Below are 20,323 nucleotides of genomic sequence, written 5' to 3' on the forward strand. Positions count from 1 at the left end.
TATCGCCATATTCAAAACAGCAAAAAAAGCAAGTGTGCAACCTGTGAATTTAAAAAAAGTTGTTCGTCAAATAATGGAGGCTGCAATACTTTTCTCTAAATGCATTTAAATAAAATTTAATATTTGAATTTCCTTATCGTTGTAAATCCGCATCTTCCCGATGGGACCCAGTATATAGATGTTGAAATATCGTCTCTCATCGTGGATATTTAGTTTTACTTCCTTCCGCCACCTTTTGCGCTCCAATACTCCTATTGGAGTGTTTTTTATTTACTAAATAAAGTGGACATAATATGGGAAATTTAAGAGAAATGCGGTGTGTAGAAGGAGGTTCATTCGTGGAACTATCGTTTATTTGGAAATCATTTGTATTAATTTTAGGTGGTATTCTTTTGTTAAGAATTGCAGGAAGAAAATCGATATCGCAAATGACTCTTGCTCAAACCATTGTGATGATTTCAATCGGGACGATTATCGTACAGCCTATGGTACAAAAAAGTGTAACCAAGGCACTTACTGGCGCAGGCATCTTTGTGGCAACTATTCTCATTATTGAATATCTCGAATTGAAATTTAATATTGTAGAAAAGTTCATTACGGGTAAATCTAAAATCGTGATTGAGAATGGTTCTTTGAATATCAAGAATTTGAAAAAGTTACGTCTCACGGTTGACCAATTGGAAATGCGGTTTCGTAATCAGGGAATATCTACTCTTAACAACATCAAAACGGCAACCATTGAACCTAATGGACTTCTTGGTTATGAATTAAAGGAAGATGCTAAACCATTAACAGTTGGCGAATTTAAAAAACTTTTAGATTCGTATTTTCCATCCCTTCAAAAACAGGAACAAAATCAATCAACACAAAAGGATAATATTTTTGAAGAAATTAGTAGTAATAAACCTCAAGATCATCCAAAATATTTACAGTAATGAAATAAATAGCGGCGCGGCGATACTCAACAAGTTTAAAGTATCGCCTTTGTATGTCTTACACGTCGAAGAGGCAAATAACCTCTTCACTCTCCTCTTTTTATCTAAGTATGGAATGCTCAATAATAAAAGTGATCCATCCATCCCTATACTCTGCATAAATGGACCCATTATGAAGTTCAACCGTTCTTTTTGAGATAGCAAGTCCAAGCCCTGTTCCTTGATTATCTTTTCTTGATTTGTCTCCTCTGTAAAATCGTTCAAATAATTTATTTATATCATTTACGGGAGGTTTTTCCACTCTGTTTGATACCTTTAATACTGCTATTCTATCCTTTTTTTCAAGACTAATTTTTAATTCTGATGGCTTTTCACTATATTTTATTGCATTCATAAATAGATTTTCATAAACACGAACCATTTTTTCTACATCCATCGAAATCTGGATCTCCGCTTCCGGTATTGATATTCGAACCTTCATTTGTTCATTTTCAAAAACTGGGATGTATTCCCCTATTACTTGCTCCAGTAATCTAGCTAAATCAATCTCCGTAAGATTCAACCTAACATCTGGGCTTGATAAACGGGTATATTCGAACAACTCATCAATCAGGTATTTAAGTCTTCTTGTTTTTGAATGAATGGTCTCAATGTATTCTTCTAATTGATTGCTTTTATATTGACCTCTTTTTAGCAAATCGATATACCCCAATATAGACGTCAAAGGTGTTCGCAAATCATGAGAAACATTGGTAATCAGTTCATTTTTTGCAGCTTCTACCTGTCTTTCATGGTCAAATTTATTTTCTAATTCACGAGACATCTCATTAATATTCTTAGCAAGTTGAGTCAATTCATCATTACCTTCAATCCCAATCGTTAAACCAAGTTTTCCACTAGCAATATGATTAACGCTCTCTGAGATGAGCCTCAAATAGATTATTTTTTTCCTTACCATTATTAAGAAAACGAGAATAAAGGTAAGGATTGCTATTGAAAACACTAAGAAAGTCATTACATTATATTTTATTGTGCTGAATCCTGTGGGGTATGTTGTAACGTAAGGATTCAAGATAAAATGGATCGAGAGGAGAATCAAAGCAATCGAAACAAATAAACTAATGGCAACTGCAACAAGGAGCTTAACAATAAGTCTATTTCTTATCCCAATGCCTTTCATATTTTATACCCTACTCCCCATACTGTCTTTATGTAAATAGGTCGTTTTGGATCCTCTTCGATTTTGTCTCTAATTTTTGTGATATGCACCATAACTGTATTATCCGACTTATAAAAACTCTCTTTCCAAACCGCCTCATAAATTTTTTCTACACTTAGGACAATTCCTTTGTTACGGGAAAGAATTTCAAGTATATCGAATTCTTTTGGAGTTAGCCTTACCTCCTTTTTCCCTACCCATACCTGGCGTGTCTCTGTGTTGATGATTAAATCGCCAATTTCGATGATGCTTTTATTGTTGTCCGTATGGCTGTTATATTTTTTAAATCTCCTTAATTGAGACTTTACCCGGGCTGTCAATTCTATAGGATTGAATGGCTTAGACAAATAATCATCAGCACCAGCAAGCAGACCTTGAATTTTATCCATATCTTCTGACCTTGCTGAAACCATAATAATTGGCATATTACGTTCTTCCCTAATTTTCAGGCATGCTTCAATTCCATCCATTTTCGGCATCATCATATCTAAAATAATGAGATCAAAGTCATTGTCTTCCAGCAGTTTTAAAGCCTCAATGGCATCTTCAGCTTTTTGTGCTTGCATACCTATATTTTCTAAATAAATCGATATCAAATTCCTAATCTCTTTATCATCATCAACAATAAGAATTCTCGACTCCATGGATATCCTCCACACTTTTCTCTGACATGGCACAACTAAAAACATAAGCTGGCGGGAAATTCCTATATTCTCTTTTAACACTTATCTCTTGGAAAAATTGTTCAATAAATGCCTTTTTAAATTTAGTGTATTGGAAAGTAATAAATTGTCCATCCTTTTTTAAAATCCTTCTGGTATTTTTTAAAATATTCCTTGAAACCTGTTTTGGTAAACTTGCAAAAGGGAGACCTGAAATAACGTAATCGGCATAGGGAATGCCGTGATCCTGAATGTATTGCTCAATATTTTCAGCTGAACCATTTACAATAAAAAGATTTCTCTCCCCATTAAATTTTTCTTTCAACTCCACATAAAATTCTTTATTGCTTTCTACTAACAAAACGATTACCTCAGGATTACGTTTCTTTAGCAATTTTTCAGTGAATACACCAGTACCCGGTCCATACTCAATGATGTATTTCGCCTTCTGAAAATTGATTCCTTCGACCATCCTATCGCCTAGAAACCTTGAGCTAGGGCTAATTGCTCCTACCGTCTTTGGATTACCTATATATTGAAATAAGAAAAGCAGGTTTTTCATACTTCATCACTCCAATGGGTTGAATTTATAGTCCAACTTTAAAATTCAAACCTTAAGAAATAGGAGCAAAAATCCTTAAGAATTCTTAAGTTTTTCTTTTGGGAAAAACTCTTTCCTAACCAGTTATATTGTTGCTATTTCACAAAAACGTTGCCATAGACTAACACGAAACCCCTTTGTTACAATAAGATTCAATGTTAATTTTTGGAGGAAGAGAAATGGAGCAGAGGTATCAAGATTTGAAATTAGGGGAACGTGGTGCAATTTTAAGCATTGCTGTATATATCTTGCTATCTTTTTTGAAATTAATCATAGGATACATGGCCGATTCAGAAGCTCTAAAGGCTGATGGTTTAAATAACACAACTGATATCGTTGCTTCAGTTGCAGTTTTAATTGGTTTAAAGTTTTCTCAAAAACCCGCTGATGATGATCATCCTTATGGCCATTGGAAAGCCGAAACAGTTTCGTCCTTAATTGCTTCTTTAATCATGATGGTTGTCGGGGTTCAAGTTTTATATGGTGCAGCATCTTCTATTTTTAATGGTAACCATGAATCACCTGATATGATAGCAGCTTGGACTGGATTTATTTCCGCTTTTATTATGTTATTGGTATTTCGATATAATAAAAATCTAGCTAAAAAAGTAAAAAGTCATGCCGTTATGGCTGCTGCTAAAGATAATCTCTCTGATGCATGGGTTAGTATTGGTACCGCAATCGGTATTTTAGGTTCCCAACTTGGTATACCTTGGCTTGATCCAGTGACAGCATTTATAGTAGGTTTATTAATCTGTAAAACTGGATGGGACATTTTCCGAGAATCTTCTCATTATTTAACGGATGGCTTTGATATAGAGGATTTAGCCGAATACAAACAGACCATTTCGAACATATACGGGGTTCTAGAAGTAAAAGATATTAAGGGAAGAACATATGGAAATAGCAATGTTGTGGATGTTGTCATATCTGTTCCGAATCATTTAGATATTACCGAGGCACATGAAATATCAACAAAAGTAGAGGTCACATTAATAAAGGAACATAACGTTCAAGATGTTCATGTGCATGTTGAGCCAGTTGTAGATGACAAGTTTAATATGAATTGATCAAAAGCAACGTCAAATGACGTTGCTTCTTCTACTTTTAATGACAGGAATTACGGTTCCTCTCAAGAATTTATTTCTCTTAACAGATATTCCTCAAATGCCTGACTATTCAATGGTTTACTAAAATAAAAACCTTGTCCAAACAATAAACCATCTTTGTTTAATTCATTGACATGTTCCTGAATTTCGATTCCTTCTGCAATGACATTTAAACCCAAAGTCGTTGCCAGTGTTAATACGGATTTTACAATGGCTTTGCTTTCTTCATTCACATGAATATCTTTAATGAATGAGGCGTCAACCTTCAAGGTATCAATCGGAAGATGCTTGAGATAACTAAGCGAACTATATCCCGTTCCAAAATCATCAATTGAAATTTGAATCCCCAACTGGCGAATTTCCTCAAGTACGGAGGCAGCATCATTCACATCCATAAAAACACTCTCAGTTACTTCAATTTCCAGCCATTTTGGGTCTAAATCTGTTTCTTTTAAGATCTTCTTAACTGTTTTGATAAAATGAGGATCCTCTAGCTGACGGATGGATACGTTAACCGAAATAACCAATGATTGATAGCCATTTTCTTGCCATTTCTTCATTTGCCTACAGCTTTCCCGAAAAATCCATTCTCCTAATGGCACAATCAATCCCGTTTCTTCAGCCAATGATATAAATTTTCCAGGTGGAATGGTACCTAACTCAGGATGTTTCCATCGAACCAGTGCCTCCATTCCAATTAATTGATTGGTAGAAATATTTAGTTTGGGCTGATATTCTAAATAAAATTGTTCTTCTTTTATCGCATTTCTCAAAGCATTTTCAAGCAATCTGCGTTCTAACGATTCATTTTTAATTTTACTATTAAAGAGTAAATAATGATTCTTCCCTGTATTTTTGACGTTATAGAGAGCATCATCTGCATTCTTAATTAATTCTCTCGAAGCAGTGCCGTCATTAGGATAAGTAGCAACCCCAATACTGCATGTCAAGATATACTCCTGCCCGGAAATCGTGATCGGGGAGTTAAATTTCGTTATGATTTGATTTACATATTTTTTTAAATCCTCTTCATCTTTTATATCCTTTAACAATACGATAAATTCATCTCCACCTACACGACCTACTAGATCGCTTGGGCGAATTGCATCTTTTATTATTCTTGCTGCTTCGATTAAAACTTGATCGCCTGCATCATGGCCCCACTGATCGTTAATCGATTTAAAATTGTCAAGATCAATAAATAGAACCGACATTTTAGATGGCGTGTTCAACTTTTTCCTGTCGAGAATTTCCCTATTCAATTCGTTCATAAAAGAACGTCGATTCGGCAGATTGGTTAATGCATCATGAAAAGCCAGATGATATATTTTTTGTTCAAAAATCTTTCTAAATCGAATATCACGCATGACAATGAGAATTAAATCATTTTTAGAAAATGATGATTTATCAATGACACTAAAACTCGCCTCTATATCTATGTATTCTCCTTTGTTATCGCGGATACGAATTTCAATATGTCGGACCGTTTTCTTCCTCTTGCAAAAGATCCTGATTTCCTTGTTAACCATCGCCTGATCGTCTGGATGGATTAAATCAAAAAAATTAAGATGTGTGATGGTAGATAAGTCATAGTTTAATATAGCCTCAAATGAAGGTGACGTATATTGAAATGAGCCGTCTACTTCAATGAGACTAATTAAATCTGTTGTATTTTCAGCTATCAATCGATATTTTTCGTTTTGTTCTTCTACTTGTTTTTGTTTCTCTATATCAGAGCTTATGGATTTATCTACATAACTTTGGGTACTATTCATGTTCTCCATTTCATTAAACTCCTTTAATGTTTGCAATTACCTTAATTCTATTGGATTAAGGAATTGTGAGACTTCTAGAATGACTTTATAGTAGCATTAAATGTTAATTTAGGTCAATTTAAAGACTCTTGAATTCAAGATATTTTGTTTGTGAATAAAAATGAACAAAAATAGAGCGCTGTATTACTGAGCCAAACAGCGTATTCTTGTTCACCTCTTTGATGAGCTTTTTACTAATTAATAGCCACACCTTCAAATTCGCTGATTGTTTTTTGGAATCTACTTTTTGTTTCCTTAACACTTCTTTGTAAATTTTCTGTTATATCACCTACTCTTGTAACTTCAAAAATGATGTGATCTACATTATTATTTACTTGATTAATAGATTCTGAAACATTACCAGCCAATTTGCGGACTTCATCAGCAACTACTTTGAATCCTCTTCCATGTACACCAGCGTGTGCCGCTTCAATTGCAGCATTTATTGCCAACATATTCGTTTGCGCTGAGATATTACGTATTAATTTTGAGACTTCTCTTATTAATTCTGTTTGACTTTTTAACGAATGTAACGCTTCTATTTGCTCAATTGAATTAGTCACCACCAATTCGACTAGTTCTTCAGGCATTTCTTTTAATTTTGTAATAATATCTCCAGTTCTGTTTTCTCGTTCTGTAATATCCGTAGCAATTTTTAATACACCCTCTACTTTCTTTTCTTCATTAAAAATAGGTATATAGGTTGCTTCAAGCCATAAAAGGTCTCCCCTTTTACCTACCCTTTGAATTTTCTCTTGAAACTTAAATCCTTTATGAAGGTTTTCCCATAATTCTTGATAGCCTCTACTATAGACGAATTCATCTGTACAAAATTGCTTATGTGACATACTAATCATTTCATCAACTGTATAGCCTAAGGTATTGGCAAAGTTATCATTTACCCAAATTACTTCCTTATTTAGATTGAATTCAATCATTGCTAAACTGGTTTCTAACGCAGACAAAACAGCATCACTGTTTAAAACCTGTGTACTATTTTTTATATTTATGTTATTTTCCATTGTTCTCCACCTTATGTATGTCGTTATTTATATGAGGAGTCGGCCTTCCAAATAGATATCCTTGGAATAACTGATATCCAATATTCCTTAACCATTGAAAATCGTCCTTTTCTTCGATCCCTTCAGCAAGCGGTATGGCACCGACTTGAATGGCTGCTTTTAAAAAGTGTTTGGCCGCTTCCTGTTTATCTGTATCCTTTGAAACCCCCTGTACATACCGCATATCCAACTTCATATAATTAGGTGTTAGTTCCCTAAGGACTTCAACTGAACTAAATCCTTCCCCAACATCGTCCAAAGCATATTTAAACCCTTTTTCTTTGTAGTACAACAATATTCTTTTCAGATGCTCTAAATCCTCGACTTGCTCTGTTTCAACTACTTCAAATACAAAGTTGGACGGTTGAATACCAAGTTGGTGTGCAAGTTGGACGGTAGATCTTAGACAGTGTTCTGGTGAATAGATGGAAGTCGGCACAAAATTAATAAACACCTTCTTATTTAAAAGGCTAGATTGTCGTACGGCATTCATACGGCAAACCCGGTCTAATGAATACATTCTATTTCTAAGTTTTGCAGCTTTATATGCTTCTAATGGTGGTATGAGGTTCCCTACTTCATCAAAAAACCTAGATAAAGCTTCATATCCATATACTTTTCCTTCTACATCAACTATAGGTTGATAATAACAAGTAACTAGCTGTTCACGTATAACCTTATCTATCCATTGCGATTGAATTAACTCTTCGACTTCATGAATAGGTCTCCATTTTTCTTTATCCACTCGAAAACGTATTGAACTTGTATCTAAATGATCTGTAAAAAATTCATATAACTCTACGATTCCTTCCTCTTTAATCAAGAAAGAAGTCTTTTCCTCATGAATGAGCATGTTATTTCTCTTTAGTTGCTTAATGATATCAGGAATATAAACTTGATTCCTCTCACCATCAATTACTATTTCATAGCAAATACTCGTTGGAAAGCAATTCCTGCAATTGATCAAATGGATCCCCCCCTTAGTAATAATAATATAACTATTTCATCGGATTGTACAATGTTTATTGTGGTATATTATACAAACATTGTACAAACAGGTAGCAACATACACTTGGTGAGTTGTATTGCCGTTAATGAGGAACTGCTGAAAATGATAGGCGGAGGATTTCCGGGTGAATTCCGAATGGAGTTCAAATTGGCTTAATTAAGAGGAGGATTTCCGGTAAACCAATGCAAAAGTACTTATTTTTCAAATTTTTAGAGTGATAAGCGTAATCTCTCCGTCTAATTAGGCTTTTTTCAGTGCTTTTTACGGATTAGGAGAAATTTTTCCGTCTATTCATCGGTCTGGATACTTAATTATTTCACAGAAATGCAAAAAACCAGCCCCATTGCACACACTTAACTGGGGTCTGGCTTATATTCATAACTCATTTGGGCTTATATATTAACCAAAAGTGTGACTTTCAAAGTCCCTACACTCGGAGGACCTTAAATTGTCCACCGCCAAATAATGCTTTGACGTAATCAAGTTTTGTATTCTCGAAATACACTTTATCTCTTTCGTTTACTAAAAATTGAATTCCATCCTGTTCAGTGATTTCATCACTATCTAAAGCCGACTCTTCCAGAGTCAGACGAAGCTGTGGTCCCCCTCAGCCAATTCCCATTTCTAAGCGAATAAATGGCTTTTTACCTTCTTCAAGAACATCCTTCACTTCATCTTTAATCACTGATATAGCAGCATGCGTAATTTGAAGCATGAATTCACCTCCTTCTCCTTATAAGGATAGAGTTTGCAATCCGATATTGTTTATAACACTACAAACTAAATTATTGCTTTACCAATTGCATAACTTTTTCGGGATCAAATCCTAATACCCATTGGCCATTAATTTCAGTTTGGGGAACTCCCATCTGTCCTGTCGTTTTAACTAAACGATTTGCAGCAACCGGATCTTTCTGTACGTTTACCTCTTTAAAAGGCAGTCCATTTTCATTTAAAAAGTTTTTCATCATCCCACAATAAGGGCATGTGTTTGTTGTATAGACGGTAATATGGTTCATAAATAGATTCTCCTTTTTAATCGTATTTTTGAAACTTAAGGTTTACTTTAGCTGAATGCTTTTTGAACCTCCCATGACTAAAGTCATAGGATTCCTACGCTATTACTCCTTATGGAGCAAGGTGAGTAGGCTATCCCCGTAGTCCCTACGGTTCTATAGTGTTTATGCTGTTAAGAGACATTTCCCTTCGGCAAGTAGATTGATACTTGCATTGTGGTCTCGGTCATGTTGTGCATGACAAGATGGACATACCCACTGACGTACTTGAAGATTTTTCACTTCTTTATGTTGATAGCCACAGCAAGAACATAACTGACTGCTTGGAAAGTTCTTAGGAACTACAACAAGTTGCTTCCCATACCAGTTGCATTTGTATTTCAACATCGTGCGAAATTCAGCCCATGAGACATCGCTAATGGCTTTGGCTAATTTGTGGTTTTTTAGCATATTGGCTACTTGCAAATCTTCTATAACAATCAGGTCGTGGTTTTTGACCAATTGTGTAGAAGTATTGTGCAAGTAATCCTTTCTTCGATTGGAGATTTTCTCATGAAGTCGAGCGACTTTGACCTTTTGTTGTTGCCACTTCGAAGAACCCTCTATTCTACGAGAAAGGGTACGTTGTTCCTTGATTAATTTTTGTTCCATGTTCCGTAGGAAATGGCGATTTTCAATTTTTTCTTTATGAGAAAACACAGCGAAATCCTTCAACCCAAGATCAATACCGACTTCCTTTTGGGTTTTTGGAAGGTGTTTAATGTTCACTTCTGCAACGATGGATACAAAGTATTTGTCCAAAGAGTTGCGTCTAATCGTAGCATTCAGAATTTTACCTTCCACGTCTCTTGATTTGGCAAAACGAACCAAACCCAATTTTGGCAATTTTACTTTATTGCCGACAATCGCAATATTTCCATTCGTATATTTTGTTGTATAGGATTGCACAGGGTTCTTTTTGCTTTTAAAACGTGGTGAGCCATTCTGTTTCTTGTAATAACGAGTATAAGCATCATTGAGATTTTCAACGGATTTCTGCAAGGCAATGCTGTCTACTTCTTTTAAGAAGGAGTAATGCTGTTTTAATTCTTTGACAGCTTTAATCGACTCATTTTTATTAAAAAATGAGCCTTTCCAGTTGTTAGTGGGAAGTTGACCATTTTGAACCATCAGTTCAACTATATACCAATAAGCATCTTTTTCTTTTTGCTTCCCTAAGAAATGATTAAACACGAAACGAGTACAACCAATGGTTTTATTGATTAAAACTGCTTGTTCATTCGTTGGATAGATGCGAAATTTATAGGCTTTATGTCGATTCAAAATGTACACCTCCTTTGGAAAATAGTTACTCTTATTATAGAACGTATGTACGGTTATGAAAACAAAAAAGGTTCAATTCATCTTATGACTAAAGTCAAGTGTGTTCTCGAATTACTAAATAAATAAGGTAAATGGCTCCTCCCAGGAGCCAGACTAATGTCCCTGGTCATATGGGAATCGGTTTTCTTACCGGTTTTCCTTCTTCAGAAACGTTAGGTCGACTAATTCCTCAGGAACCGGTTGTGGCGCAATCCCTTTTTTGATTGAGGTTATCAGACACGTTAAAGCCTCCCTTCTTTTGTTACCTTTTATTGAAAGTAATTCTATTTGTCTTCTTACGCTCATTATATACCCTTATGGGTATGTTTGCAATTTAAATGTTGAGTCTATCCCACAGAACGGCATCACCGGTATATCACCCAACCGTATAACGATAAATGATATATCGCAAATGGCTTTATCGGTATATCCCCCAACACCTAAACGATAGTTGATATATCGCAAACGGCTTTATCGGTATACCAACCAACACCTAAACGATAAATGATATACCGCAAATGGCCTTATCGGTATATCACCCAACACCTAAACGATAGTTGATATACCGCAAACGGCATCAACGGTATACCACCCAACCGTAAATATAATTTTAGAAGGGTGAAGTTCAAACAAAAATCGGCGGGAATGAATTCGGTTCAATACCGTTCACACCCGCCAATTTACTACTTACTATAAGCGATAACTTTTTGAAGGTACATCTACTGTTCTAAAGTCCCATCACATTTTTCCAATTCAAAGTTATCGAGCAATGCACGAACTTCATCAGTTGATTCTGTGCTCATCAATTGAACTCTTAATTCACTTGCCCCTCGAAATCCTTTGACATAGATTTTGAAAAAGCGATGTAGAGGTTTGAATGAACGTGGCTCTATTTTTGAATATTTATCATGGAGGTCAAGGTGCAATCTTAAGAGATCGAGCAATTCCTGACTACTATGTTCTCTTGGCTCTTTTTCAAAGGCAAATGGATTTTTAAATATACCACGCCCTATCATAACCCCATCAACGCCATATTGAGTAGCTAGCTCCAGGCCCTTTTGACGGTCAGGAATATCCCCATTGATCGTTAAAAGGGTATCTGGTGCCACTTGATCACGAAGTTTCTTAATCTCCGGAATCAGTTCCCAATGCGCATCTACTTTACTCATTTCCTTTCTTGTACGGAGATGAATAGAAAGATTCGCAATGTCTTGTTCCAAAACATGTGTTAGCCAGTCGCGCCATTCGTCTACATCCGTGTAACCAAGCCTTGTCTTTACACTTACAGGTAATCCTCCTGCTTTAGCTGCTTGGATTAACTCTGCTGCAACTTCCGAACGGAGAATCAGACCAGCTCCCTTTCCTTTCGATGCCACATTATGGACAGGGCAGCCCATATTGATATCTATTCCACGAAAGCCAAGCTCCGCCATTCCAATACTCATTTCACGGAAGTACTCGGGCTTATCTCCCCATATATGAGCCACAATGGGCTGCTCATCTTCTGTAAAAGTCAATCGGCCACGCACACTTTGGTTTCCCTCTGGGTGACAATAACTCACCGTGTTTGTAAACTCTGTGAAAAACACATCCGGTCTTGCTGCTTCACTCACAACATGGCGAAAAACAACATCTGTCACATCTTCCATTGGTGCTAGTATAAAAAATGGCCGTGGTAATTCACGCCAAAAATTATCTGTCATGTTCAAATACAATTCCTTTCATAATGGGATACTAGGTTCAACTCTTGTCCCAAAATTAAAAAGCAAAAATGTTTCTGCTTCTTTTACACTTATACCATGCTTAGGTACTTTTTATCAAATGTACGTTTTGGATGTCACAGAGAAGATCCGCATATTCTTGTTTCAAAGGTTGTTCATGGAAAACAATTACTAACTTTCGAGGGAATTCTTTGAGGATTTGCACGAAAAAGTTCTCCAAACTTCTATGAATCCAAAAATTGGAACATTGGCATAACCTTTACAGATTGTGCAAATAATACACTTAAAACCTACCAAGGAGAACCAATTAATGAAGTTGTTGGGATTATGGGAAAAAAAAGACCCTTTTCGAAATATAAAACTGAATGAATCGATAGATACATTACCGGAAATTCCTCTACATTCAGAGTTAAATCAAAATATAGAAGTACTAAAAACAGTATATAAAGATTGCTCTGATGTAGTATTTCGTGAATTTAGTATCGGTAGTAGCATTAATGCGGTTCTTCTTTACATAGACGGTCTTTCTAATACTGAAGAGGTCGATCAGCATGTGCTTATGCCACTTATTAAGATGAAAAACCATGAACAAGGTGCCATATTTGAAGAATCAAAAAAGGAAATATCGGTTTCCGACCTTAAGGACATTTACTCGATTAATGATATTTTTAAACAAATTTCAATGGGTAACTCGATTATTTTAATTGAAAAAGAAACAAAGGGAATTTCCATTGGACTTCCGAAGTGGGAAAAACGCAGTATTATGGAACCAGAGGCAGAATCAGTCATACGCGGACCTAGAGAAGGTTTTATTGAAACATTAAGAGTAAACACCTCCCTTTTACGTAGAAAAATTCGTCATCCATTATTAAAAATGAAACAATTGGATATTGGCCGTTACACAGATACACAAGTCGTCGTTGCTTATATCGAAGGAATTGCGGACAGTACTTTAGTTGATGATGTGACAAGCAGGCTAAAGCGAATCAAGATTGATGGCATATTAGAAAGTGGATATATTGAGGAAATGATTGCAGATTACCCGTATTCTCCTTTCCCACAAGTTTTAACAACGGAACGGCCGGATGTAGCAGGTGCCTGCCTGTTGGAAGGGCGTGTTGTTATCTTGATTGACGGCACCCCTATTACATTAATTGCTCCTTGTACGTTTGCAAGTCTGATGCAGGCACCTGAAGATTACTATAATCCGTTCTACATCAGTACCTTGATCCGTTGGCTGCGATATTTATTCTTTTTTATCGCTTTGCTCGCACCATCAGCATATGTGGCGATCTTAACGTTTCATCAGGAAATGCTTCCAACCACACTGCTATTAACCATTGCTCAAAGCCGCGAACAAATCCCTTTTCCGGCATTAATCGAGGCATTTATCATGGAAGTCACTTTTGAGGCACTAAGGGAAGCTGGTGTAAGATTACCAAAACAGGTTGGCGCTGCTGTTAGTATTGTTGGAGCCCTGGTCATTGGTCAAGCGGCGACGGCGTCAGGACTGGTTTCATCACCGATGGTCATGGTAGTTGCCATTACAGGTGTGGCATCGTTTTTAATGCCAAGATATGCGACCGGCATATCGATTCGGATCCTGCGCTTTCCCATCATGATTCTTGCCGGAATGTTTGGTTTATTAGGGGTCATGCTCGGTATTACCGCAATTGTCGCACATATGTGTACCCTAAAGTCCTTTGGTGTACCATATTTCAATTCGACAGCGCCGCTTAAGATTCAAAATTTAAAGGATGTCCTAATTCGAGCCCCGTGGTGGGCCATGGATACACGACCTGAGTTTTTTTCAAAGGATGCAGGTAACCTAGAGCGTCAGTCCAGTAATCTAAAGCCCGGTCCAAGCAAAGGTGGAGACGAAAGTTGAGTTGTATGAACAGACCTATTAAGAAGGCTATGACTTTAATACTTCTGCTTACCTTGAACTCGATTTTCCTAACAGGATGTTGGGACCGCACGGAGGTGAATGATTTAGCTCTCATTTTGGCAGCTGGGATAGATAAGGGCGAAAACAACAATATCGAATTATCGGCCCAAATATATATCCCTCAAGGATCACAAGGCGGACAACAATCCGGGATGTCCAGCGGTTCCAGCAGCAATCAGTCATTTGTTAGGTCAGCTGAAGGAGAAACCATTGCTGATGCGATGGCACGACTCCAGGAAGAACTGACAAGGCAGGTTTTTTGGGGGCAAAATGAGGTGCTCATTATTGGTGAAAAATTAGCAAAGGCAGGGATAAGTGATCAAATTGACTTTTGGTTGCGGCACTCGGAACCTCGCATACGTGCCGATGTTTTTGTTTCAAAAGGAAGGGCAAAGACTGTCTTGGGGGCCATACCTGAATTGGAAAGAGACGCCGCAAAACAACTACGTAAAATCGTACAAACACATATAGGTGTAAAAGTAACAGTAAAGGATTTATCGCAGATGCTATCAGGTGAATCAGCTCCAGCCGTACTTCCATGGGTCGAAGAACTTCCACCATCACTAATGGATTCAAAGAAAAAAGAAATCCCAATCATTAATGGAGTAGCCATTTTTAAGGAAGGAAAAATGGTAGGTAGATTAGATGATAAAGAAACAAGGGGGATTCTTTGGCCGAGAAATGAGATTAAATCAGGTGTGATTACGATTGCTTTTGAAGACGAAGATGGCCACATCTCCTTACATTTAATAAGAAGCCATACGGAGTTGATCCCTTCCATAAAGAATGGAAGATGGAGTATGCACATCAAAACAAACGTAGATCTTGAGGTTATACAAAATACGACAAAAGTAAAATTATTCAATCCCAAGGTCATAAAAAAAGCTGAGCAAAAGGTTAGAGATGAGATTGAACAAAGAGAACGTTTAGCTTTCTCGGAAGTTCAGGAAAAGTTAAATGCTGATATTTTCGGCTTCGCTGATGAATTTCAGAGAGAATATCCACAAATATGGAAGCAAAAGAAAGACGAATGGAATGAAATTTTCCCAGAAGTGGTCGTTTCTTTTGAAACGAAGGTAAAGATCGAAAGAAACGGTTTGGCAACCGGACAAAGTCAAAGGGGTGTTGAACAATGAGGATTGGAGGGGTATTAGGGGTAACCGTTATATTGGTGCTTATTTTTTTATACCAATGGCCCAAGTTAAAGAAAAGTGGAAGAAAAGGAAGAATGGTCTTTTTTTCGTTGATGCTGCTTAACTGGATTCTTGCGATTTTGCTTGTTAACTTTCCAGAAATGCCGGGACCTGGGCAATTAATCGATTTCATCTTTAAGTCATTTGAACCCTTTTGGTAATTAGACTCCTTTTAGAAAAGGAATGAACAAACATGATTGAAAAAGGTAGAATTTCCTATTTAGAGTTATCCCTCATTATGTATGCAACAATTGTAGCCACGTCTATACTTTACATTCCATATATCACAGCACAGCATGCAAAGCGTGATTTGTGGTTATCCCCCATATGGGGTTCTTTGAGTGGCTTTCTCATTGTCATGATTATTGTAAAGCTTTCTAAGCTTTATCCAGGGAAAACACTAATCGAATATTGTGAACTTATTCTTGGTCGCACCCTAGGCAAAATCATCGCGTTCATTTACTTATTTTTTTTATTACACGATACTGCTATCGCATTTAGGGAATATGGTGAGTTTATTGAAAGTGCTTTTTTGCATAAAACGCCAATCATTTTTGTTACTGGTAGTATTGCCCTTTCTTGCGCGATTGCTGTCCACGGGGGCATTGAAACGATTGGAAGATGTGCTACTATCTTTATGCCGATTGTGTTAGCTCTTTATATTCTGATTTATTTCTTTCTAATCCCTGATTTAAATGTAAAAAATATGTTCCCAATCATGCAAGATGGGGTTATGCCCTCCATTAAAGGTTCCATTGCACCACATGCCTGGTTAAGTCAATTTTCATTAATGTCATTCCTGATTCCTTTATTAACGAATCAACAAAAGGTTTTGAAATGGGGAATGTTTTCTGTCATTGCCAGTGTCTTAACTATGGTATTTATTAATCTAGGGAATCTTTTATTATTTGGAGAAATTCTTTCTAACCTATATTTCCCTGTATTTGAGGCTGCAAGATATATAAGTATTGGTTCTTTTTTTGAACATATTGAAGCAATCGTCATCGCCTTTTGGGCTCTTGGTGGATTTGTACAACTTTCTGCCTTTTTTTATATGCTCGTGCTTGGTACATCACAGTGGTTAACACTGCCTAGTTATAAACCGTTTATATTACCAATTGGTTTTTTAATTATTATCTTTTCAATCTGGTCAATTCCCTCGTTTGAGGAAATGATACGAGGAATGGGGACAACTGTGCCCTTTTATTTCTTAACGGTTCAGTTACTTATTCCAATTCTACTCTTAGGTGTTGCTGTCATACGTGCTAAGAGATAACTTTTAACATAGTGAAAAAAGAGCGAACCTTTAAGGCTCGCTCTAAGTTATCCACTGATTCTTAGTTTTTCATTCATTCTATTTAATGTCCCAAGGATACTCATTGCTGCTAAATAGCTTGTCTTTGGATTATCTGGAAGTGGATTATTCGTAATCGAAAATGTTGCTTCCCCAAAATCTCCCTTGATCTCCACTTGATGAATATTTTTTTCAATATGTGGATCGGCCACTAGACACACACGCGTCTTCTCTATTCCTACCCCTGCCAACGACAGGACAATGGAGACATTCATGTTTTTCGGAAATTGCTTAATGGCATCAATCGCTTTCCCCTCAAATACAACCTTTGCTTCGTTGATGTCATCATCCATGAGCGATCTGGCAGGCTTCCGAGTTGTCAGTGAAACGCTTGAAACCGTGCCAAGGGCGTGTGCATTTTGCAATAAGTCCAAACCGCCGATTGCACCAGACGGCAGGTGAACTACATTCTTATATTCTTTTACAAGATTACTTAGTTCTGTCAACAGGGCTTCATCTGCAAGAGCGCCTACACTTATTAACACCACATCCTTTTTCTTAATAACCGATGGCAACAAGGTTTTCACTGCATGTATATTCGCTGCCTCCACCACAATATCAATTTCCGAATCAAGAAAGGCTTGGAGGTCAGTAAACAACTTCACACCAAAATTTGACTCCAACCCCTCATACTTTTCCTTATTCCTCACCAAAATATTTTTAATCCGTAGATTTTCATGTTGATTTTGATTAACTTCTTTCAATAAAAAAGTAGCAATTGCTCCCGCACCAATTACACCGATATTCATAGTTACCTCCCCATTTTAATTTATATATGTGATAACTCCATCCTTTACCCATTTCGCTGTTAATGTGTCTGCATGTAACATCTCTTCTGGTGTGCCTTCAAATATAACTTGTCCGCCTTGTTTTCCCCCTGATGGACCTAATTCTATTACCCAGTCGCTTGCAGCTATAAAGTTTAGATTGTGTTCGATGATGATAACAGAATTACCTCTGTTTACGAGATTTTGAAATACGTCTAAGAGCTTTTCATTATCTTCTGTGTGTAGTCCTAAGGATGGCTCGTCTAACAGGTAGATTTGACCTTCCTTTTGCAGGTGGCTTGCGAGTTTTAGACGTTGGATTTCTCCTCCACTTAGCGAACTTGTCGTTTGCCCTAAAGTTAAATACCCTAATCCTACTTCTTTTAGCGTATGCACTCTTTTTATGATCTTTTGTAGTTTAAAATAATGGATAGCTTCGTCGATTGTTAAATCTAAAATTTCTACTATATTTTTATCTTGATAGCGATAGATAAGCGCTTCCTCTGAATATCTCGTACCGCCACATGTTTCACAGGGGATTGTCACCGGATCTGCAAATGCTACGTCAGGCTTTATGACTCCTTTTCCTTTGCAGATAGGGCATGCTCCTAAGGAGTTAAAGCTAAACAAACCCGCTGGTTGCCCTGTTTCTTTTGAAAATACCGCACGAATATCGTCCATTATCCCCATATATGTAGCTAAGGTCGAACGGTTAGAAATTCCTATGCTGCCTTGTCCTACCTTGATCGTTTCAGGATACTTGTTCGCGAACGCTTCCAACATTAAGGAGCTTTTACCTGAACCTGAAACTCCACATATAGAGACTAAGACATTTTTAGGAATCTGTAAGCTAATATTTTTTAAGTTATTGATACTTGCTTTATTTAGTGGAAAATAACTTTTTATTTCCCTTGGATTTTTATTTATTTTTACCTTGTGGGTTAGAGCGGTTGCAGTTGGAGAGTTTTTGAGATCTTCTAATTTACCTTGATAGACAACTTCGCCACCATTTACTCCTGCCCCCGGTCCCATTTCTATGATTTGATCTGCTATTTTTATGACTGATAGATTATGTTCAATTACGATTACAGTATTATGTTGGTCTTTTAACCTAGTTAGCATCTGGATCAACAAATCTGCTTCTTCTGGATGAAGTCCGGCACTTGGTTCGTCAAAAATGTATGTAATGTTATTTAGGCTGCTCCCTAAATGACGAGCAATCTTTACCCTTTGAGCTTCCCCACTGGACAGGGTGCCCATTTTTCTTGATAGACTTAAATATCCGAGTCCCATGTCAACTAGTTGTTTTACATGCGGGATTGCTTGTTGTGCTATCGATTCCCCCATCGGCTCTTTCATATTTTTAAGTTCCTTAAGTAATTCCGGAAGCTCTAATTGATCATATTCCGCGATATTCAATCCATTTATTCTACATTCTAAGACCATTGGATTTAGACCTGAGCCTTGGCAGGTTGGGCATAAAGAATGTGTTGACACTGCTAAAACGTCATCTTGGGATACTTCTTTCAGCTTTGAGATGTCTCTATTGATATAAAGGCGCGTAAATCGAGGCAATAGCCCATCCCACTCATGATCCTGAGGTCCATTTTTTGTATGAAACGGCGCATAGACTTTTTCACCTTCCGTGGGACCATATAAGAGCAAGCGGCGTTTTTCTTCCGAGTAGTCCTTGATTGGTTTATCTGGATCGAATAATCCACCCGTCATCATCCATCTCCCTTGCCAACCTGAAGGAGATAATGGCTTAAATTTTACCGCATAATCCCGAAGTGACTTATCGAAATCGACCATCTTATTTAAGTCTGGTGCAATGACCTCCCCAAACCCACCACATTCTGGACATCTACCAAAAGAACTTTGACTCGAAAAATCGGTGGCAGAACCGATTGAGGGCTTTCCAATTCTCGAGAACAATAGTCTAAGTAATGGATCTATATCCATATAGGTACCAACAGTCGAACGGGAATTGCCTCCTATCTGTCGTTGTTCCACTACAACAACTGGGCTTAAGTTTTGCATAAGATCAGCGTGGGGTCTTTCGTACCTTGGCATTTGATTTCTGACATAAAGAGGATAATTCAACGTCATTTGTCTTCTACTTTCAGTTGCCAATGTATCAAATACAACCGAACTCTTACCTGATCCTGAAAGGCCGGTAAATACGATGATTTTTTCTTTCGGTATATTTAAATCGATATTTTTTAAATTATGTTCTTTAAGCCCTCTTAAAATGATTTCATCTTTTACTTTTGACATTTTGTCCTCCTTTCTGGATTTTATTTTTAGTTTCATAGATATAATCTAGCTTACCCTATAAATCTCTACATAAGCCAATGTTAGAAAAGAAAAAGAGCTCTTGAGCAAAAACCAAGTAACTCGTTTGATTTATCCATTACGATTTTATAACGCTTGTCGAAAAAACATTAATGAAATCGCTTTATTTATTTCCTAATTTGCAATATAATGAATTTTAATAATACTCAGAATGGTTGTGATATCAATATTTAAAACTTTACTTACGATTCCAAATT

The 20,323-nt window shown here is 36.8% G+C and carries 17 protein-coding genes and 1 pseudogene; 6 read left to right on the forward strand and 12 right to left on the reverse strand.

All coding sequences use genetic code 11. The annotated features are described in order from the left end of the window. The first annotated feature begins 428 nt into the window (after nt 1-428). Nucleotides 429-935 carry a DUF421 domain-containing protein gene (locus tag ABC371_RS01415; RefSeq protein WP_412899242.1) on the forward strand — a complete coding sequence of 169 codons (507 nt, stop codon included), beginning with the start codon at nt 429-431 and terminating at the stop codon, nt 933-935. Between the two features lie 100 nt (nt 936-1,035). Here ABC371_RS01415 and ABC371_RS01420 read toward each other — a convergent pair whose 3' ends face one another. From ABC371_RS01420 to ABC371_RS01430, 3 genes are read right to left on the reverse strand one after another with little or no spacing between them, the layout of a single operon-like run. Continuing rightward, nucleotides 1,036-2,115, reverse strand: coding sequence for a sensor histidine kinase (locus ABC371_RS01420; RefSeq protein ID WP_412895233.1), 1,080 nt, complete (start codon nt 2,113-2,115; stop codon nt 1,036-1,038). Continuing rightward, nucleotides 2,112-2,798 (reverse strand): response regulator transcription factor, encoded by a 687-nt coding sequence (locus tag ABC371_RS01425; RefSeq protein ID WP_412895234.1) that lies wholly within the window; start codon nt 2,796-2,798, stop codon nt 2,112-2,114. Before ABC371_RS01425 ends, ABC371_RS01420 begins: the two co-directional genes overlap by 4 nt. Beyond that, nucleotides 2,773-3,378: a class I SAM-dependent methyltransferase gene (locus ABC371_RS01430; RefSeq protein WP_412895235.1), complete on the reverse strand. Its 606-nt coding sequence runs from the start codon at nt 3,376-3,378 to the stop codon at nt 2,773-2,775. Before ABC371_RS01430 ends, ABC371_RS01425 begins: the two co-directional genes overlap by 26 nt. A gap of 218 nt (nt 3,379-3,596) precedes the next feature. Between ABC371_RS01430 and ABC371_RS01435 the strand changes: the two genes are divergently transcribed. Beyond that, complete coding sequence (locus tag ABC371_RS01435; protein ID WP_412895236.1) at nt 3,597-4,487, forward strand: cation diffusion facilitator family transporter; 891 nt, start codon at nt 3,597-3,599, stop codon at nt 4,485-4,487. Between the two features lie 62 nt (nt 4,488-4,549). Here the strand turns inward: ABC371_RS01435 and ABC371_RS01440 are convergent, their stop codons facing one another. From ABC371_RS01440 to ABC371_RS01470, 7 genes and pseudogenes are all read right to left on the reverse strand, one after another. Further along, the gene (locus ABC371_RS01440; RefSeq protein WP_412895237.1) at nt 4,550-6,310 is read right to left on the reverse strand and encodes a putative bifunctional diguanylate cyclase/phosphodiesterase; all 1,761 of its coding nucleotides are present in this window, start codon (nt 6,308-6,310) and stop codon (nt 4,550-4,552) included. A 224-nt stretch (nt 6,311-6,534) separates the two neighbouring features. Beyond that, complete coding sequence (locus tag ABC371_RS01445) at nt 6,535-6,930, reverse strand: methyl-accepting chemotaxis protein (RefSeq protein WP_412899243.1); 396 nt, start codon at nt 6,928-6,930, stop codon at nt 6,535-6,537. A gap of 42 nt (nt 6,931-6,972) precedes the next feature. Next, nucleotides 6,973-7,362, reverse strand: a pseudogene (locus tag ABC371_RS01450) (PAS domain-containing protein); the annotation flags it as partial. Further along, complete coding sequence (locus tag ABC371_RS01455; RefSeq protein ID WP_412895238.1) at nt 7,352-8,368, reverse strand: EAL domain-containing protein; 1,017 nt, start codon at nt 8,366-8,368, stop codon at nt 7,352-7,354. The pseudogene ABC371_RS01450 and the gene ABC371_RS01455, both read right to left, overlap by 11 nt. Nucleotides 8,369-9,195: 827 nt before the next feature. Beyond that, entirely contained in the window at nt 9,196-9,429 is a 234-nt protein-coding gene (locus ABC371_RS01460) for a glutaredoxin family protein (RefSeq protein ID WP_412895239.1), read from the reverse strand. A gap of 162 nt (nt 9,430-9,591) precedes the next feature. After that, nucleotides 9,592-10,749: an IS200/IS605 family element RNA-guided endonuclease TnpB gene (tnpB, locus tag ABC371_RS01465; RefSeq protein WP_412895240.1), complete on the reverse strand. Its 1,158-nt coding sequence runs from the start codon at nt 10,747-10,749 to the stop codon at nt 9,592-9,594. A gap of 758 nt (nt 10,750-11,507) precedes the next feature. Further along, nucleotides 11,508-12,491 carry a tRNA dihydrouridine synthase gene (locus ABC371_RS01470; RefSeq protein WP_412895241.1) on the reverse strand — a complete coding sequence of 328 codons (984 nt, stop codon included), beginning with the start codon at nt 12,489-12,491 and terminating at the stop codon, nt 11,508-11,510. Nucleotides 12,492-12,819: 328 nt separating this feature from the next. Here ABC371_RS01470 and ABC371_RS01475 point away from each other — a divergent pair, with 328 nt between their 5' ends. The 4 genes from ABC371_RS01475 to ABC371_RS01490 are packed head-to-tail and all read left to right on the forward strand — an operon-like array spanning nt 12,820 to nt 16,926. Next, complete coding sequence (locus ABC371_RS01475; RefSeq protein WP_412895242.1) at nt 12,820-14,397, forward strand: spore germination protein; 1,578 nt, start codon at nt 12,820-12,822, stop codon at nt 14,395-14,397. Nucleotides 14,398-14,402: 5 nt separating this feature from the next. Further along, entirely contained in the window at nt 14,403-15,593 is a 1,191-nt protein-coding gene (locus ABC371_RS01480) for a Ger(x)C family spore germination protein (protein ID WP_412899244.1), read from the forward strand. After that, complete coding sequence (locus ABC371_RS01485; protein ID WP_412895243.1) at nt 15,590-15,811, forward strand: hypothetical protein; 222 nt, start codon at nt 15,590-15,592, stop codon at nt 15,809-15,811. The genes ABC371_RS01480 and ABC371_RS01485 overlap by 4 nt, the downstream gene beginning before the upstream one ends. Before the next feature lie 32 nt (nt 15,812-15,843). Continuing rightward, nucleotides 15,844-16,926 (forward strand): GerAB/ArcD/ProY family transporter, encoded by a 1,083-nt coding sequence (locus ABC371_RS01490; RefSeq protein WP_412895244.1) that lies wholly within the window; start codon nt 15,844-15,846, stop codon nt 16,924-16,926. A 47-nt stretch (nt 16,927-16,973) separates the two neighbouring features. On the opposite strand, the gene nadX is transcribed toward ABC371_RS01490, so the two are convergent. After that, nucleotides 16,974-17,753: an aspartate dehydrogenase gene (nadX, locus tag ABC371_RS01495; protein ID WP_412895245.1), complete on the reverse strand. Its 780-nt coding sequence runs from the start codon at nt 17,751-17,753 to the stop codon at nt 16,974-16,976. A gap of 15 nt (nt 17,754-17,768) precedes the next feature. After that, complete coding sequence (locus tag ABC371_RS01500; protein WP_412895246.1) at nt 17,769-20,048, reverse strand: ATP-binding cassette domain-containing protein; 2,280 nt, start codon at nt 20,046-20,048, stop codon at nt 17,769-17,771. Nucleotides 20,049-20,323: the final 275 nt, after the last annotated feature.

The organism is Bacillus jepli (assembly GCF_047238305.1).
Lineage (GTDB): Bacteria > Bacillota > Bacilli > Bacillales > Bacillaceae_L > Ferdinandcohnia.

Coding starts and splice junctions, on each gene's coding strand:
- ABC371_RS01415 (WP_412899242.1), top strand. CDS start 429: ATGACTCTTGCTCAAACCATTGTGATGATTTCAATCGGGACGATTATC.
- ABC371_RS01420 (WP_412895233.1), bottom strand. CDS start 2,115: ATGAAAGGCATTGGGATAAGAAATAGACTTATTGTTAAGCTCCTTGTT.
- ABC371_RS01425 (WP_412895234.1), bottom strand. CDS start 2,798: ATGGAGTCGAGAATTCTTATTGTTGATGATGATAAAGAGATTAGGAAT.
- ABC371_RS01430 (WP_412895235.1), bottom strand. CDS start 3,378: ATGAAAAACCTGCTTTTCTTATTTCAATATATAGGTAATCCAAAGACG.
- ABC371_RS01435 (WP_412895236.1), top strand. CDS start 3,597: ATGGAGCAGAGGTATCAAGATTTGAAATTAGGGGAACGTGGTGCAATT.
- ABC371_RS01440 (WP_412895237.1), bottom strand. CDS start 6,310: ATGGAGAACATGAATAGTACCCAAAGTTATGTAGATAAATCCATAAGC.
- ABC371_RS01445 (WP_412899243.1), bottom strand. CDS start 6,930: ATGCCTGAAGAACTAGTCGAATTGGTGGTGACTAATTCAATTGAGCAA.
- ABC371_RS01460 (WP_412895239.1), bottom strand. CDS start 9,429: ATGAACCATATTACCGTCTATACAACAAACACATGCCCTTATTGTGGG.
- ABC371_RS01470 (WP_412895241.1), bottom strand. CDS start 12,491: ATGACAGATAATTTTTGGCGTGAATTACCACGGCCATTTTTTATACTA.
- ABC371_RS01475 (WP_412895242.1), top strand. CDS start 12,820: ATGAAGTTGTTGGGATTATGGGAAAAAAAAGACCCTTTTCGAAATATA.
- ABC371_RS01480 (WP_412899244.1), top strand. CDS start 14,403: ATGAACAGACCTATTAAGAAGGCTATGACTTTAATACTTCTGCTTACC.
- ABC371_RS01485 (WP_412895243.1), top strand. CDS start 15,590: ATGAGGATTGGAGGGGTATTAGGGGTAACCGTTATATTGGTGCTTATT.
- ABC371_RS01490 (WP_412895244.1), top strand. CDS start 15,844: ATGATTGAAAAAGGTAGAATTTCCTATTTAGAGTTATCCCTCATTATG.
- nadX (WP_412895245.1), bottom strand. CDS start 17,753: ATGAATATCGGTGTAATTGGTGCGGGAGCAATTGCTACTTTTTTATTG.
- ABC371_RS01500 (WP_412895246.1), bottom strand. CDS start 20,048: ATGTCAAAAGTAAAAGATGAAATCATTTTAAGAGGGCTTAAAGAACAT.